Source organism: Streptomyces sp. NPDC050422, from assembly GCF_044458665.1.
Lineage (GTDB): Bacteria > Actinomycetota > Actinomycetes > Streptomycetales > Streptomycetaceae > Streptomyces.
This window is the reverse complement of sequence record NZ_JBITIE010000003.1, coordinates 198,184-213,868: the sequence shown is the minus strand read 5'-3', so window position 1 is coordinate 213,868 and position 15,685 is coordinate 198,184. Positions and strand designations below refer to the sequence as shown.

Genomic DNA, 15,685 nt, shown 5'->3' with positions numbered 1-15,685 from the left:
TTCCGCGCCCCTCAGGGTTGCCGCATGACTTCCAAGCCCGCCGGACCGACCTCCGGCCTGCCCTCCAGGCGCACCCTGATCGCGGGTGCCGCCGCGGGCGCCGCCGCCCTTGCCACCACCGCCGCGACCTCGGCGGACGCCGCCGTCCCCGGCTCCCTCGCGGCGCCCGCCGCACCCGGGTCCGACTGGGACGCCTGCCTGGGCGTGGCCCGCGCCATCCTCGTACGCGACGAGCAGGACAAGTCGCTGGTGCCGCACTACCGTGACGTCCTGCTCTCCAAGGGCCTGCCGCGCAGCCGCAAGGCCCCCAAGAAGGTGCTGATCATCGGCGCGGGGCCGGCCGGACTCACCGCCGCCCATCTGCTCCGCGAGGCCGGGCACACCGTCACCGTGATCGAGGCCAACGGCAACCGGGTCGGCGGCCGGATCAAGACCTTCCGCAAGGGCGGTCACGAGAAGGCGAAGGCGCCCTTCGCCGACCCGAAGCAGTACGCCGAGGCCGGGGCGATGCGGATCCCCGAGAGCCACCCGCTCGTCACCGGGCTGATGGACAGCTTCGGCCTGAAGCGCCGCCGCTTCCACCTCGTCGACGTCGACGGCAGCGGACAGCCCGTCAACCACACCTGGATCCACGTCAACGGCATCCGGGTCCGCAAGGCGGACTACGCGAAGAAGCCGCAGGCGGTCAACCGCTCCTTCGGGGTCCCCGCCGCGTTCGAGGACCAGCCCGCCTCGACCATCGTGCGCGAGGCGTTCGCCCCCGTACGCGAGGAGTTCGAGGGCAAGGAGGGGGCGGAACTCGTCAAGGGCTGGGCCCGGGTCATCCAGCGGTACGGGCACTGGTCCATGTTCCGCTTCCTGACCGAGGCGGCCAAGCTCGACGAGCGCACCATCGACCTCATCGGCACGGTCGAGAACCTCACCTCGCGGCTCCCCCTCGCCTTCGTGCACAGCTTCATCGGCGCCTCCCTGATCAGCCCGGACACCGCGTTCTACGAGCTGCCCGACGGCACGGCGACCCTGGCCGACGCCATGTACGCACGGGTCAAGGACCTGGTGCGGCTGGACCGCCGGGCCGCCAGGATCAGCCACGGGAAGGACGGCGTACGCGTCGAGACCGTGTCGGAGGGCCGTGACGGCAAGGTCGTGCGGGAGACCTTCACCGGTGACCGCGCGATCGTCACCGTGCCGTTCTCCGGCCTGCGGCACGTCCCGGTCACGCCCGCGCTCTCGTACGGCAAGCGGCGTGCGATCACCGAGGTCCACTACGACGCGGCCACCAAGGTACTGCTCGAATTCAGCCGCCGCTGGTGGGAGTTCGAGGAGAAGGACTGGAAGGTGGAGCTGGAGAAGGTCCGGCCCGGCCTGTACGACGCGTACCGGCTCGGCAAGGCGCCGGCGGACGGCTCACTGCTGGGCGCACATCCCTCCGTACCGTCCGGGCACCTTCCGCCCAACCAGCGCGTCCACTACGCGGCGTACCGCGCGACCGCCCGCAACCAGCCGGAGGCGGCCCACGTGATCGGCGGCGGATCGGTCACCGACAACGCCAACCGCTTCATGTACCAGCCGTCCCACCCGGTCGAAGGCAGCAAGGGCGGGGTACTCCTCGCCTCGTACAGCTGGGCCGACGACGCCCTGAAGTGGGACTCCCTGGGCGACGACGAGCGCTACCCGCACGCACTGGGCGGCGTGCAGGACGTGTACGGGCAGCGCATCGAGGTCTTCTACACGGGGGTCGGGGCCACCCAGTCGTGGATGCGTGACCCGTACGCGTACGGCGAGGCGTCCGTCCTGCTGCCCGGCCAGCACACCGAGCTGCTCGCCGATGTGCGGTCGGTCGAGGGCCCGTTGCACTTCGCGGGCTGCCACACGTCCGTGAAGCCGGCCTGGATCGAAGGGGCGCTGGAGTCCGCCGTGCGCACCGCGCTGGAGGTGCACGGGAGCTGACCGCTCAGGGGCGCGGGGGTGGCGGCGCCGTCCCCGTGCTCTCCTCCCCCACCAGGTCGCGCGCCAGCAGCGTCGCCCCCGCGACGGCCCCCGGCATCAGGAAGACGGCGACGAACGGGACCAGGAAGGCGAGCCCCAGCGGGACGCCGAAGCCGAGGATCAGCAGCCGGCGGCCGCGCAGCAGGACGAGCCGGTCCTTCAGCACCATGCCGCGGCGCTGGAGCGCGACGGCGGTGAGTTCCTCGGCGAGGAAGTACCCCGTGACGCAGAACCCGAGGAGCGGGACGACGGTCTGGCCGGCGACCGGGACGAATCCGAGGGCGAAGAGCAGGACGGCGTACAGCGCGACGCGCGCCAGGATGCGCACGCTGTCGCGGGCGGAGATCCACAGCTCCCGCCAGAGCGGCAGCCCGGACTCGGGGACCTTGCCGCCCTCGGCGCGGTCCACCTCCTCGGAGAGCGACTCGTAGAAGGGCTGCCCGACGAGCAGGGTCACGGCGGTGAACGTGACGACGGCCAGGAAGAGGCCGAAGGCGAAGACCAGCACGGTCAGGGTGTTGCGGAGCAGGCCGAGCCAGGGCGAGGACCAGTCGTCGGCGAACGGGGTCGCCCAGTCCGCCAGGTCATCGGCCCCGTAGCCGAGGCCGACGAGGGCGCCCGCGTACAGGACGAGGGTGATCAGGCCGGGCAGCAGCCCGAGGCCGAACCATCGGCCGTGCCGGACGACCCAGCGCTGGCCCTTGATCAGATAGTTGAGGCCCGCCCCTGGATCACGCATGGCGTCAGCGTAACGGGACCGGGGCGGGCCCCTGTACGGAGGTCAGACGAGGCGGATCATGTTCCAGGACATCGGCTCCAGCGTGGCCCGCAGCACTCCCCCGTCGAGCACCGTGCCCGTCGCCGGGTGCGGGGCGACCCGTCCGGGCTCGGTGAGGGTGTTGCGGGCGTCCGGGTCCGCGTCGGCGAGGACCTGGTGCTCGGCGATCTGCGTCAGGTCGAGCCCGTGCAGGGCGACTTCGAGCGGGAGGGCCGCGTCCTGGCCGCGGTTGACCGCGAGGACGGTGACCGCGCCGGTCTCCGGGTCGCGGACGGCGGTGGCGTGCAGCAGGTCCGTCTCGCCGTACCTGGCCGTCCCGTACGTGGGCGAGTCCACCCGTACGTCCAGGACCTGGCCCCGGCCGTGCCGTGCGGCCTGGGCGAACGGGAAGAAGGTGGTCTGCCGCCAGGCCGGGCCGTCGGGCTCGGTCATGATCGGGGCGATCACGTTGACCAGCTGGGCCAGGCAGGCCACGGTCACCCGGTCGGCGTGGCGCAGCAGCGCGATGAGCAGGGTGCCGAGGACGACGGCGTCGGTGACGGAGTAGTTGTCCTCCAGCAGGCGGGGGGCCTCGGGCCAGTCGAGGGGGTTCGCCTCCGCCTCCCGCTGGCTGCGGGCCATGTACCAGACGTTCCACTCGTCGAACGAGAGGTTGATCTTCTTCGTGGACTTCAGCCGGGCCCCGACGTGGTCGCAGGTGGCGACGACGTCCTCGATGAAGGACTCCATGTCCACGGCGGAGGCCAGGAACGAGTCGCGGTCGCCCCCGAGCTCCTCGTAGTAGGCGTGCAGCGAGACGTAGTCGACGAGGTCGTAGGTTTCGGCGAGGACCGTCGCCTCCCAGGCGGCGAACGTGGACATGGACCGGCCCGAGGAGCCGCAGGCGACGAGTTCGACGGAGGGGTCGATCTGCCGCATCGCGCGGGCCGTCTCGGCGGCGATCCGGCCGTACTCCTCGGCGGTCTTGTGGCCGGTCTGCCAGGGACCGTCCATCTCGTTGCCCAGGCACCACAGCTTGATGCCGAAGGGGTCCTTGTCGCCGTGCGCGATGCGGCGTTCGGAGAGTTCGGTGCCGGCCGGGTGGTTGGCGTACTCCTGGAGTTCGATGGCCTCCTGGACGCCCCGGGTGCCGAGGTTCACGGCCATCATGGGCTCGGCCTGCGGGCCGGTCTTCCTGCAGAAGGCGATGAACTCGGAGAGGCCGAAGCGGTTCGTCTCGGTGGAGCGCCAGGCGAGGTCGAGGCGGCGCGGGCGCTCGTCGGCGGGGCCGACGCTGTCCTCCCAGCGGTAGCCGGAGACGAAGTTGCCGCCGGGGTAGCGGATGGCGGTGACACCGAGTTCGCGGATCAGGTCCAGCACGTCGGTCCGCAGGCCGGATTCGTCGGCCGAGGGGTGGCCGGGCTCGTATATGCCGTCGTAGACGCAGCGGCCGAGGTGCTCCACGAACGAGCCGAAGAGACGGGGGTCGACATCGCCGACGGTGAAGGCCGGGTCGAGGGTGAAGCGGGCGGTGCGGGTCATGACTTCCTTCGGGGTGGTGTCGGTACGTGTCTCGGTACGTGTCACTGGCCTGCGAGGCCGGTGTGGGCGACGCCGCTGACGAACTGGCGCTGGAAGAAGACGAAGACGATGATCAGCGGCAGCCCGGCCATCAGCCCGCCACCCAGCCCCGTGATCAGTTGCCTGCGATTCAGGCCAGGTCGTCCCATGCCCGCCCTCACTGTTCGAGATACCGAATACTGCTCGTAACTTCGAACGGACCGTAAAATCGAAGCGCTTGCGCGTCAATGGGTCGCGCAAGAATTCCGAACAATGTCCGGGGTACCGAACACCCGGGAACGAAAAGGCCGAGGGCCGCACCCTGGTGGGTGCGGCCCTCGGCTGCGTACGGGTGGTGCGGGCGGTCAGACGACCGAGAGCGCCACCTTGATGTTGCCGCGCGTGGCGTTCGAGTACGGGCACACCTGGTGCGCCTTCTCGATGAGCGCCTGCGCGGTCGCCGTGTCGACGTTGGGGATGGTCGCGGTGATCGCGACCTCCAGACCGAAGCCACCGGCCTCGGTCTTGCCGATGGAGACCGCGGCGGTGACCGTGGAGCCGGAGATGTCGGCCTTCTCCTGACGGGCCACCACGCCCAGCGCGCCCTGGAAGCAGGCGCTGTAACCGGCGGCGAAGAGCTGCTCCGGGTTGGTGCCCGCGCCGCTGCCGCCCATCTCCTTCGGCGGGTTGACGACCACGTCGAGCTTGCCGTCGTCCGAGGAGACCCGGCCGTCACGGCCGTTCTCGGCGGTGGCGACGGCGGTGTACGCGACGGCTATGTCCTGAATGCTCATGCTTGAGGATTCCTCCTGCTGATGCGCCGCGACTCGCGCCCACGACCGCGACGGCCTGGGACGAGCCTATCGGGTGCCCGGAGCGGCAGTTCAGCCGAGGGAGACGATCATCTTTCCGGTGTTCTCGCCGCGGAGCAGACCGAGGAACGCGTCGAAGCCGTTCTCGATGCCCTCGACGACCGTCTCGCGGTACTTCAGCTCGCCCGAGGCCAGCCAGCCGGCCACCTCCTGGACGAACTGCCCCTGGAGATCGGCGTGGTCGCCGACGAGCATGCCCTGCAGGCGCAGCCGCTTGCCGATGACGAGGGCGAGGTTGCGCGGGCCTGGGGTCGGCTCGGTCGCGTTGTACTGGGCGATCATGCCGCAGATCGTCGCGCGGCCGTGCACGTTGAACGAGGAGATCGCGGCTTCGAGGTGCTCGCCGCCGACGTTGTCGAAGTAGACGTCGATGCCGTCGGGGGCCGCCTCGCGCAGCTGCTGCGCGACGGGGCCGTTCTTGTAGTTGAAGGCGGCGTCGAAGCCGTACTCCTCGACGAGCAGCTTGACCTTCTCGTCGGAGCCGGCGGACCCGATGACGCGCGAGGCGCCCTTGAGCTTCGCCATCTGTCCGACCTGGCTGCCGACCGCACCGGCGGCGCCGGACACGAAGACCGCGTCGCCCTCCTTGAAGGAGGCCACGTCGAACAGGCCCGCGTAGGCGGTGAGCCCGGTCATGCCCAGCACGCCGAGGTAGGCGGAGAGCGGGGCGAGGGAGGCGTCGACCTTCACCGCGTGCTTGGCCGGGACGTCGGCGTACTCACGCCAGCCGAGCCCGTGCAGGACGTGGTCGCCGACCGCGAAGCCCTCGGCGTTGGACGCGACGACCTCGCCGACCGCGCCACCCTCCATGGGGTGGTCCAGCTTGAACGGCGGGGTGTACGACTTCACGTCGTTCATCCGGCCGCGCATGTACGGGTCGACCGAGAAGTGCAGGTTGCGGACGAGGACCCGGCCCTCGGCGGGAGCGGCGACAGGAGCCTCACGCAGCGCGAAGTCCTCGGCCGTCGGCCAGCCGTGCGGACGGGCGACGAGGTGCCATTCACGGCTGGACGTGGGAAGAGCTGCAGACATGGGCTCGGATCTCCTCGATGTCTAAGGGGGTACGGGAAGCGGGTGCGGGAAGCCGTTCACGGAGCTGGAAAAGACCAGACAGAAAAGCTTCACCACATGAAACAACCATGCGCCTGGATATTTCATGTTGTCAAGTAACCGGCTATCCTGGGTGTCATGGCCACCCCTCGTACGGACCCGCTGACCCTCGAAGTCGTCGAGCTGATCGGCGCCGTCGTGGCGCGCTACTACGAGGAGTACGAGCTGGCCGCCGCCGCCCACAGCCTCACCGGCGCCCAGGCCAGGGTCCTCGGGCTGCTCTCCCTGGACCCGCTGCCGATGCGCCGGATCGCCCAGAAGCTGAAGTGCGAACCGTCCAACGTGACCGGCATAGTCGACCGTCTGGAGGCACGCGGCCTCGTGGAGCGGCGGCCCGACCCGGCCGACCGGCGGGTGAAGCTGGCCGCGCCCACGGAGAAGGGCGCCCGAACGGCCCGGGAGCTCCGCGACTCCCTCGACTTCGCCCGCGAGCCCCTGGCCGGCCTCTCCGACTCCGACCGCGCGGTGCTGCGGGACCTGCTGCGCCGGATGCTCGGCGTGGAACCGCCGGCCGGGACGGCCTGAGCCCTCAGGGCCTCAGCAGAACCACGGGAACCAGCAGGTGTCGTCCGACGGGGTCGGCGACGGCCTGGGGGTGCGGGTCGGCGTGGGCGTGGGCGTGGGCAGCGGCGGGGTCGCGGACGGCGACGGCTCATCGCCCGCATCGCCCGGCTCCGACGGACCGCCGGTGGTGGGCGCCGGGACCGCCGACGACGGTACGGAGGCCGGAGCCGAGGCCGCCGGGGCGGAGCCGGCACCCTCAGGACGCGCCTCGCCCGTGGCCCGGCCGGTCCGGGTGCCCCCCGAGGGGTGGACGTCGGTGGCCTGGACCGCCGAGGGGCTGCCCGTGGGGGTCCGCACCGGTCCGGGCGGTTCGGCCGTGTCGCTCACCGGCGGCTCCGGGGCGGGAGCGGTGGTGGCGGACGTCGATTCGCGTACGTAGTCCGAGGCGCCGTCGCCGCCGTCCGGTTCGGCCGTCAGCTCGGCCAGGCTCAGCGCACCGGCCGCCAGGACCACCCCGAGCAGCCCCAGCAGCACCGCACGGCCACGCCGGCTGCGGCCGCGGCGGCCACGGCCCGGCCGCTCCTCGGGTACCGCGCGCCTGCGACCTGGACGGCGTCCCCCACGCGCAGCGCCCCGCGTCCGGGCAGCATCGCGCTCCCGGCGGCGACGGCCCCCGGGCGGGGGCGGCACGGCCTGCTCGTCCCGCGTGTCCGGCTCGTGGCCGAACGACGCGGGCGCGGCGTAGGGGCTCAACGCCTGAGCGGGGGTTCCGCATCCGGCGCAGGCCAGGGCGCCGTTGAGATGACGCTGACAGGGCTGGCAGTAATCCATGGCGCCCGCAGATTAGATGCCCGCCGGACAACGGAGAAAGCAGCTCAGGTGAAGATCCTGTGTGGAACCGTTGATTCCATGACTGCTGCCGCCCCTTTCGGCCCCCGTGAGTTCCAACTCGTCCTGCTCCGCCGGATGGCCGACCACCAGCCCGGCCTCGTCGAGGACGCCCGGCACGAACTGAGTGCCGGTCTCGCCGAGATGCGTGAGGCCAACCGCCGCTGGCAGGCGATGGCGCGGGCGCCGCGCGGACGCGGGGCGCTGCGCCGCTACCGTTCGGTGCTCGGCGAACCCGAGCTCTCCCTGCGCCGCACGGTCGGCGATCTGGAGTGCGACGCGCTGTTCTGGCCGGTGCCGCTCTGGCCGGACCTGCGGTTCGAGGTGATGGTGGCGCCGGGCGGCGCGGTGTGGAACGAATGGCTGGTCCGGGCCCCGGGCGCGGCCGCCCCCGTGCTCGGGCGGGCCGAGGGTCTGCGGCCCTGGTCGTGCACCGTGAACGAGGTGGCCCGGGCCTTCGCGCCGGCCCGTCCGATGGAGGGCAGCGCGCCGACCCGCTGGGCCCTCGCGATCACCGACGCGGCCACCGGCACCCCGTACGTCGCCGAGTTCACGTGGGGGCTGTTCCAGCGGCTGCTGCCCGGCTGACGCACCCCGGAGCCGTAGCCGACACGCCGTCAGCTCCGTACCTCCTCCGGCGTATCCCAACGCGCACGATGCCCCCGAACGGCGCACGATGCGAAGAGAACCGGCTGCCCGTCGGTCCCCCATCAGCGCTCTCGGGAGAACCTGTGACCGTCAGCCTTGAGCAGTTGCGCCGTTGCCATGTCGCCGTCGACCTCGGGGCCGCCCGCACCCGGGTGTACGTCAAGGGGCTCGGGCTCGTCGTCGACGAGCCGAGCGCCGCCGCCGTGAACACCCGTACGGGCTCGCTCATCGCCGTCGGCGTGCTCGCCGAACAGATGACGGGCCGCACCCCCGACTACATCCGGGTGGTCCGCCCGGTCTCCGGCGGAACCGTCGTCGACATCGAGATGGCCCAGCGCATGCTGCGCCACCTGCTCGGCGAGAAGCTCCGCCGCCAGCTGCGCCGCAAGCCCTGGCTGCGCGCCGCCGCCTGCATCCCGCACGAGAGCGACCCGCTCGCCCAGCGCGCCGCTGTGGAGACCCTGGTCGGACTCGGCGCCCGCCGGGTCGAGCTCGTCGACACCCTGATCGCGGCGGCCGTCGGCTGCGGACTGCCGGTCGAGCAGCCGACCGCCACCATGATCATGGTTTGCGGGGCCGCGACCACCCAGATCGCGGTGCTCTCGCTCGGCTCGATCGTGACCGCCGTACGCATTCCCATCGGCGGCGACGCCATCGATCACGCGGTGATCCAGCATCTGCGCCAGCACCACGAACTGGTGCTGCCCAGCCACTCCGTCCGCCCCCTCCAACTGGCCCTCAGCGGCAACGGGCTGACCCCGCACGGCCCCTCAGCGACCGAGATCCACGGCCGGGACGTGGCGACCGGGCTGGCCCGCTCCGTCGAGGTCGACACGGCCGCGGTGCGCCAGGCGATCCACCGCCCGCTGACGGCGGTCCTCGACGGACTGGGCAAGGTCCTGCGGGACTGCCCGCCCGATCTGGTGGCCGACCTCGCCGACAGCGGGATCATGATGGTCGGCGGCAGCGCGCTGCTGCCCGGCCTGGACCAGATGCTGCGCGATGCCACCGGCGTGCCGGTGCACATCGCCGAGCGGCCCGACGTCTGCTCGGTACTCGGGCTCGGCGCCATGCTGGACGGCAAGATCAGCCCCATGGTCCTCGACCCGCTCGCCGGCTGACTCCCGCGGGTCCGGCCGATGACCGACGAACCGCGCGAGGAGTCGCCCCGCCTCGGAGTCCCGCGGTCACCGCGGCTGCTGATGCTGCTGGAGGCGGTGCTTCGGGTCGGCTCCGACCTCGAACTGCGCGCCACCCTGCAGCAGATCATCGACACCGCCACCGCGCTCACCGACGCCCGCTACGGCGCGCTCGGGGTCCTGGACCCCGGCAGCGGCACCATCAGCGAGCTGTACGTCACCGGGCTGAGCGAGAGCGAGCAGGCCGCCATCGGCGGCCTCCCCGACGGGCACACGGGCCTGCTCGGCGCGCTCATAGAGCAACCGCAGCCGCTGCGCTCGGACGACCTGACCACCGATCCGCGCTCCTGCGGCGTACCGCCCGGCCACCCCGAGATGCGCTCGTTCCTCGGCTCCCCGATCCGCGTCCACCACAGGGTGTTCGGGAACATCTACCTCGCCGAGAAGCGCGCCGGCCACTTCAGCGACACCGACATGACGCTGCTCCGGGTCCTCGCCGCGCAGGCCGGCATCGCGATCGGCAACGCCCGGCTGTACGAGAGCGCCCGGCAGCGGGAGCGCTGGATCGAGGGCGCGGCCGCGGTCACCAACACGCTGCTGACCGGCGAGAACGCCTCCGACGCCCTGATGACCGTGGCCGAACGGGCGAGGATCCTCAGCGACGCGTCGGCCGGGGTGATCCTCCAGCCGAACGAGGAGGGCGGCATGGAGATCGTCGTCGCGTCCACCCTGGAGGACCCGGCCGGTCTCGTGGGCACAGCGATCGCGCCCGGCTCCCCCGTCCTGGTCCAGCTGCTGGGCGGCGAGGCGGTCTTCGTCGACGACTCGGCGACCGACCCGCGGATGACGACGCCGGTGCGGTCCCGCTTCGGCCCCAGCATGATGCTGCCGCTGCAGAGCGGCGGGCGGCTCATCGGCACCCTCGCCCTGCCCCGGCGGCGCGGCGCCCGTCCGTACACGGATGTGGACCGGCTGCTGGCCTCCCAGTTCGCCTCGCAGGCCGCGCTCGCCCTGGTCCTGGCGGACTCCCAGCACGACCGCGAACAGCTCGCGGTGTACGAGGACCGGGACCGGATCGCCCGCGATCTGCACGATCTCGTCGTCCAGCGCCTGTTCGCCACCGAGATGATGCTGGAGTCGACCCGCCGCCGGGCCGATGCCGGGGAGACGGACGAGCTGCTCATCCGGGCCGTCGACGAGCTGGACTCCACGATCCAGGAGGTCCGGACCACCATCTTCGCCCTCCAGCAGCCCCCGGCCGACGCGCCCACCACCTTCCGTGGCCGGGTCATGCTGGAGACCAGTGGCGCGGCCGCGTTGCTCGGGTTCCAGCCCTCGGTGCACTTCACCGGTGCGGTGGACGCGCTCGTGCGCGAACCGGTGGACGGGCAACTGCTCGCCGCGTTGCGCGGCGCGCTGGCGGCCGCGCACCGGCGGACCGGGGTCTCGACGATCGAGGTGGAGGTGGACGCGACGGCCGTGCTGCCCGACGGCCGTGCCGGGGTCCGGCTGGCGGTCGCCGACGACGGCCGCGAACCGGACGGCTCGCGCTCGTCGACCGTTATCTGGCAGGCGCCGCTCTGAGCGCGATCCTGGTGCTGGAGTGGGCGACGCCCGCCTCGCGCTTGAGTCTGCGCAGCAGGCCGTCCAGCGCCGCGGTGTCGGCCGCGGTGGCCCGTACCAGGTAGTCGTGCCCGCCCGTCACATGCACCAGTTCGGTGATGCCGGGCAGGGTCAGCACGGCCCGCTCGAACACCTCGTTGGTGGTGTCCGTGCGCAGGGTCACGTCGATGAAGGCGACGAGCCCGGTCCGGGTGTCGGCGGCGGGGTCGATGATCACGGTGAAGCCGCGGATGACGCCGTCCCGGCGCAGCCGGCGCACCCGGTCGGCGGCCGCGTTGGCGCTGAGTCCGACCCGTACCCCCAGATCCCGGTACGAGATCCGCGCGTCCTCCTGGAGTACGCCGAGGATTTCCCTGTCCAGACGGTCCATACCGCGATTGTCCCAGCTCCGGGCCGATCGCGACTGCGGGGACGGCGGCCACCCTTTGCGGGCCCCGGTTACGGGCCCCTCGTTCGGAGTAACCCGACGGGCTCGCGGCCTGCTTCCCCTCTTGACTGGCCGTGTGGACACAGCAGTGAAGCAGTCACCGTCTCCGGCCGCCGACAAGCCCTCCGGCGCCGCCTACCGCAATCTCGTGATGGCCACGGTCGGGTTCGCGCTCACCTTCTGGGCGTGGAACCTGATCGCGCCCATGTCCTCCGACTACAAGGACCGGCTCGGCCTGAGTTCGTTCCAGCAGTCCCTGCTGGTCGCCGTGCCCGTGCTCGTCGGCTCGCTGGGCCGCATCCCGGTGGGCGCGCTCACCGACAAGTACGGTGCGCGACTGATGTTCACGCTGATCTCGGCACTCACCGTCGTGCCGGTGCTGCTGCTGATCCCGGCGAAGGACTCCTACGGCGCGATGCTGGCCGTGGGCTTTCTGCTGGGGCTGGGCGGAACGACGTTCGCGATCGGCATCCCGCTGGTCAACTCGTGGTTCCCGCCCGCCGACCGCGGCCTCGCGCTCGGGGTGTTCGGCATGGGCATGGGGGGCGTCGCGCTGTCCGGCTACTTCACCCCGCGGATCGCCAAGCACGGGGACAACCTGCCGTTCCTCGTGGTCGCCTGTGCGCTCGTGGTGTACGCGGCGCTGGCGGCGGTGCTGGTCAACGACCGGCCGGGCCGCCAGGTGCCGACCGACACGCTGGCCCACCGACTGGGTGCGGCGGGCCGGCTCCGGGTCACCTGGGAACTGTCCGCGCTGTACGCGATCGGCTTCGGCGGCATCGTCGCGTTCGGCGTCTACCTGCCGACGTACCTGAAGACCTGGTACGAACTCTCGCCGACCGACGCCGGCACGAAGGCCGCCGGATTCGCCCTGGTCACGGTCATCTTCCGGCCGATCGGCGGCTGGCTCTCGGACCGGATGCACCCGGCTCTGGTCTCCTCTGCGGCGCTCGGCGTGGCCGCCCTGATGGCCATCGTCCAGGCCTTCGACCCGACGCTGATGCCCGGCGGAACGATCGCCCTGCTCGTCATGGCGGCCGGCCTCGGCACCGCGAGCGGCAGCGTCTTCGCCCTGGTCTCCCAGGTGACACCCCAAGCGAAGGTGGGCAGCGTCACCGGCATCGTCGGCGCGATGGGCGGCCTCGGCGGCTTCGTGCCACCGCTGGTGATGGGGGCGATCTACAGCTCGAAGGGCTCCTACTCGATCGGCTTCATGCTGCTGTCCGACCTGGCGCTGGCGGGCTGCGTGTACGCGTACGGGCGGATGCGCACCATCCAGCGGGACGCCTGAGGCGCGGGACGGGAATCGCTTCGGCGTTCTAGGGTTCGCAGGGTGATGCCACTTCTGCCTGCACTCCAGGACGCGTCCGCCCCGGCGGCCGCCCGCGAAGCCGTCCGGTTCGACGAAGTCTCCCTGTCCTACGCACAGTTGGCCGCCTCCGCGGATGCGCTGGCGTCCCGGATCGCCGGCGCGGACCGGGTCGCGGTATGGGCCACGCCCACCGCGCAGACCGTGGTCGCGGTGGTGGCCGCGCTGCGGGCGGGCGTGCCCGCCGTACCGCTCAACCCGAAAACGGGCGAACGGGAACTGGCGCACATCGTCGCCGACAGCGCACCGACGACGGTGCTCGCCGCCGCCTCGGACGTGCTGCCGCCCGCCCTGGCGGCCCTCGAACGACTCGACGTGACCACGGACGGGGGTTCCGGGGCCGCAGCCGCGGGATTCCCCGAGCCGTCCCCCGACTCTCCCGCCCTCGTCGTGTACACCTCCGGCACCACCGGCCCGCCCAAGGGAGCCGTCCTGCCGCGCCGGGCGATCGCCGCCTCGCTGGACGCGCTGGAGGACGCCTGGCAGTGGACCGGGGACGACGTCCTCGTCCACGCCCTGCCGCTGTTCCATGTGCACGGCCTGATCCTCGGCGTCCTCGGCCCGCTGCGCCGGGGAGGTTCGGTACGGCACCTGGGCCGGTTCTCCGCCGAGGGCGTGGTCCGGGAGCTGGGCTCCGGCGGCACGATGCTGTTCGGTGTGCCGACGATGTACCACCGGCTGGCGGACGCGCTGGCGGACCCGTCGGGGCCGGACGGCCTGGCGAAGGCCCTCGCCGGCGCCCGGCTGCTGGTCTCGGGCTCGGCCGCGCTGCCGGTCCACGACCACGAACGGATCGCGGCCGCGACCGGCCGCCGGGTCATCGAGCGGTACGGCATGACGGAGACCCTCATGAACACCGGCGTACGGGCCGACGGCGAACCACGCCCCGGCACGGTCGGCGCCCCCCTGCGCGGCGTGGAACTCCGCCTGGTGGAGGAGGACGGCACCCCGCTGGCGGACCCCGCGTCCATCGGCGAGATCCAGGTGCGCGGCCCGAACCTGTTCACCGAGTACCTGAACCGCCCCGACGCCACCGCCGCGGCACTCACCGCCGACGGCTGGTTCCGGACCGGTGACATGGCCACGCTCGACCCCGACGGGTACGTACGGATCGTCGGCCGCAAGGCCACCGACCTGATCAAGAGCGGCGGTCACAAGATCGGCGCCGGTGAGATCGAGAACGCGCTCCTGGACCACCCGGGCGTCAGGGAGGCCGCCGTCACGGGCGAGCCGGACCCGGACCTGGGCGAGCGGGTCGTCGCCTGGGTGGTGCCGGCCGACCCCGCGGCCCCGCCCACGGCCGCCGCCCTGGCGGACCACGTCGCGGCCCAGCTCTCCCCGCACAAGCGGCCGCGCACGGTCCGCTACCTGGACAGCCTGCCGCGCAACGACCTCGGCAAGATCATGAAGCGGTCCCTCCATGGCTGACCGCCTGACGGCCCGGGAGGCGATAGCCGCCCTCACCGCCGACTTCACCGAGTCCGCCGCACCCGCCGGGGACACCGCGGCCGACGGACCGCTCGACTGGTCCGGCTACGCCGAATCCCGGGCCCGGGCTACCGCCCGCACCGGCGAGCAGGAGTCCGTCGTCCACGGCACCGCCACCGTCGGCGGCCTGCCCTGCGTCCTGATCTCCTTCGAGTTCGGCTTCCTCGGCGGTTCACTCGGGCAGCGCACCGGCGACCGGCTGGAGGCGGCGTACGAGGAGGCCATGTCCCAGCGGCTGCCCCTCGTCTCGCTCATCGCCACGGGCGGCAGCCGGATGCAGGAGGGCATGATCGCGCTCACCCAGCTGCACCGGGTGGCCCGGGCCTCGGCCCGGCTGCGCGCGTCCGGGCCCGCGCAGCTCGCGGTCCTGCGCGACCCGACGACCGGCGGCGGCTGGGCGACCCTGGGGGCGGGCGCCGACGTCATCCTGGCGCTCCCGGGGGCGCAGGTCGGGTTCGCCGGCTCCCGGGTGCGGCCGGCGGACGCGGACCCCGGCGCCTACACCGCCGAGGGCCAGCTGGCGGGTGGCCACATCGACGCGGTCGTCCCGCCCGGCGAGCTGCCGGCCGCGGTGGGCCACTGGCTCCGGCTGCTCGCCCACCGCGACACCCCGCCCGCGCCGGCCCCGGTCCCGGCCGCGCTCTCCTCGGCGGGGTTGCCCCGGACCGGCTGGGACGCGGTGCTCCGGGCCCGGTCGGCGTCCCGGCCGCGTGCCGAGGCGTACCTGGACGCCTACTTCTCCCTGCGGCTCCCCCTGAGCGGGGACCGGTGCGGCGGCACGGACCCGGGGCTGCTCTGCGGCTTCGGGCTGCACGAGGGGGAGCCGGTCGCGTACGTGGCGCAGTGCGGCACGGCTACCCGCCCGGCCGGTTACCGCAGCGCGGCCCGGGTGATCAGGCTGGCCGACCGGCTGGGGATTCCGGTCCTCACCCTGGTCGACACCCCGGGCGCGGCCAACGACGCGGAGGCGGAGCGGGCGGGTGCGGGCGCGGCCATCGCCGACGCCTTCGCGGCGATCGCGGCAGCCCGGGCCCCCGTCACGACGCTGGTGATCGGCGAGGGCGGCTCGGGCGGGGCGCTGGCCCTCGCGGCGCCGGACAACACCCACGTCACCGCGGACAGCTACTTCTCCGTCATCGCCCCGGAGCTCGCCGCGGCGATCCTGAAGCGCCCCGCGGACCAGGTGCACGCCACGGCCGACCAGTTGCGGCTGCGCCCGCAGGACCTGGTGGACCTGGGCGTCGCCCGCTCCGTCGTCCGGGCGGACCGGCCGGGCCACTGACCGTGTCCGACGCGCAGGAGGCGCGAGGG

14 protein-coding genes and 1 pseudogene are annotated in these 15,685 nt (G+C 72.7%); 8 read left to right on the top strand and 7 right to left on the bottom strand.

Translation table 11 applies throughout. The features are described 5' to 3' along the window. Window positions 1-24: 24 nt before the first annotated feature. A complete protein-coding gene (locus ACIBJG_RS05535) occupies window positions 25-1,950 on the top strand; it encodes a flavin monoamine oxidase family protein (protein ID WP_399304190.1) in 1,926 nt (641 codons plus the stop codon). A gap of 4 nt (window positions 1,951-1,954) precedes the next feature. Here ACIBJG_RS05535 and ACIBJG_RS05530 read toward each other — a convergent pair whose 3' ends face one another. The 5 genes and pseudogenes from ACIBJG_RS05530 to ACIBJG_RS05510 all read right to left on the bottom strand — a co-directional run bounded on the left by ACIBJG_RS05530 (window position 1,955) and on the right by ACIBJG_RS05510 (window position 6,210). Next, the gene (locus tag ACIBJG_RS05530) at window positions 1,955-2,728 is read right to left on the bottom strand and encodes an EI24 domain-containing protein (RefSeq protein ID WP_399304188.1); all 774 of its coding nucleotides are present in this window, start codon (window positions 2,726-2,728) and stop codon (window positions 1,955-1,957) included. A 42-nt stretch (window positions 2,729-2,770) separates the two neighbouring features. Continuing rightward, window positions 2,771-4,288 (bottom strand): alpha-N-arabinofuranosidase, encoded by a 1,518-nt coding sequence (locus tag ACIBJG_RS05525; protein WP_399304186.1) that lies wholly within the window; start codon window positions 4,286-4,288, stop codon window positions 2,771-2,773. A gap of 41 nt (window positions 4,289-4,329) precedes the next feature. Next, a pseudogene (locus tag ACIBJG_RS05520) lies at window positions 4,330-4,434 on the bottom strand (carbohydrate ABC transporter permease); the annotation flags it as partial. 237 nt (window positions 4,435-4,671) lie between these two features. Next, window positions 4,672-5,100, bottom strand: coding sequence for an organic hydroperoxide resistance protein (locus tag ACIBJG_RS05515; RefSeq protein WP_399304184.1), 429 nt, complete (start codon window positions 5,098-5,100; stop codon window positions 4,672-4,674). Between the two features lie 90 nt (window positions 5,101-5,190). Further along, complete coding sequence (locus ACIBJG_RS05510) at window positions 5,191-6,210, bottom strand: NADP-dependent oxidoreductase (RefSeq protein WP_399304182.1); 1,020 nt, start codon at window positions 6,208-6,210, stop codon at window positions 5,191-5,193. A gap of 156 nt (window positions 6,211-6,366) precedes the next feature. Between ACIBJG_RS05510 and ACIBJG_RS05505 the strand changes: the two genes are divergently transcribed. Further along, window positions 6,367-6,813, top strand: a complete 447-nt coding sequence (locus ACIBJG_RS05505) for a MarR family winged helix-turn-helix transcriptional regulator (RefSeq protein ID WP_399304180.1) — start codon at window positions 6,367-6,369, stop codon at window positions 6,811-6,813. Between the two features lie 12 nt (window positions 6,814-6,825). On the opposite strand, the gene ACIBJG_RS05500 is transcribed toward ACIBJG_RS05505, so the two are convergent. Beyond that, window positions 6,826-7,623: a hypothetical protein gene (locus tag ACIBJG_RS05500; protein ID WP_399304178.1), complete on the bottom strand. Its 798-nt coding sequence runs from the start codon at window positions 7,621-7,623 to the stop codon at window positions 6,826-6,828. Window positions 7,624-7,701: 78 nt separating this feature from the next. Here ACIBJG_RS05500 and ACIBJG_RS05495 point away from each other — a divergent pair, with 78 nt between their 5' ends. From ACIBJG_RS05495 to ACIBJG_RS05485, 3 genes are all read left to right on the top strand, one after another. Further along, on the top strand, window positions 7,702-8,268 hold the full coding sequence (locus tag ACIBJG_RS05495; RefSeq protein ID WP_399304176.1) for a hypothetical protein: 567 nt from the start codon (window positions 7,702-7,704) through the stop codon (window positions 8,266-8,268). A 143-nt stretch (window positions 8,269-8,411) separates the two neighbouring features. Further along, window positions 8,412-9,449, top strand: coding sequence for a rod shape-determining protein (locus ACIBJG_RS05490; protein ID WP_399304174.1), 1,038 nt, complete (start codon window positions 8,412-8,414; stop codon window positions 9,447-9,449). Window positions 9,450-9,467: 18 nt separating this feature from the next. After that, a complete protein-coding gene (locus tag ACIBJG_RS05485; protein ID WP_399304172.1) occupies window positions 9,468-11,051 on the top strand; it encodes a GAF domain-containing protein in 1,584 nt (527 codons plus the stop codon). Here ACIBJG_RS05485 and ACIBJG_RS05480 read toward each other — a convergent pair. Beyond that, entirely contained in the window at window positions 11,029-11,460 is a 432-nt protein-coding gene (locus ACIBJG_RS05480; protein ID WP_399304170.1) for an Lrp/AsnC family transcriptional regulator, read from the bottom strand. The two genes, ACIBJG_RS05485 and ACIBJG_RS05480, sit on opposite strands and share 23 nt — an antisense overlap. A 133-nt stretch (window positions 11,461-11,593) precedes the next feature. Between ACIBJG_RS05480 and ACIBJG_RS05475 the strand changes: the two genes are divergently transcribed. The 3 genes from ACIBJG_RS05475 to ACIBJG_RS05465 are packed head-to-tail and all read left to right on the top strand — an operon-like array spanning window position 11,594 to window position 15,656. Further along, window positions 11,594-12,808, top strand: a complete 1,215-nt coding sequence (locus ACIBJG_RS05475; protein WP_399304168.1) for a nitrate/nitrite transporter — start codon at window positions 11,594-11,596, stop codon at window positions 12,806-12,808. A gap of 45 nt (window positions 12,809-12,853) precedes the next feature. After that, window positions 12,854-14,314, top strand: a complete 1,461-nt coding sequence (locus ACIBJG_RS05470; RefSeq protein WP_399304166.1) for an acyl-CoA synthetase — start codon at window positions 12,854-12,856, stop codon at window positions 14,312-14,314. Further along, a complete protein-coding gene (locus tag ACIBJG_RS05465; protein ID WP_399304164.1) occupies window positions 14,307-15,656 on the top strand; it encodes a carboxyl transferase domain-containing protein in 1,350 nt (449 codons plus the stop codon). The genes ACIBJG_RS05470 and ACIBJG_RS05465 overlap by 8 nt, the downstream gene beginning before the upstream one ends. The last annotated feature ends 29 nt before the right edge of the window (window positions 15,657-15,685 follow it).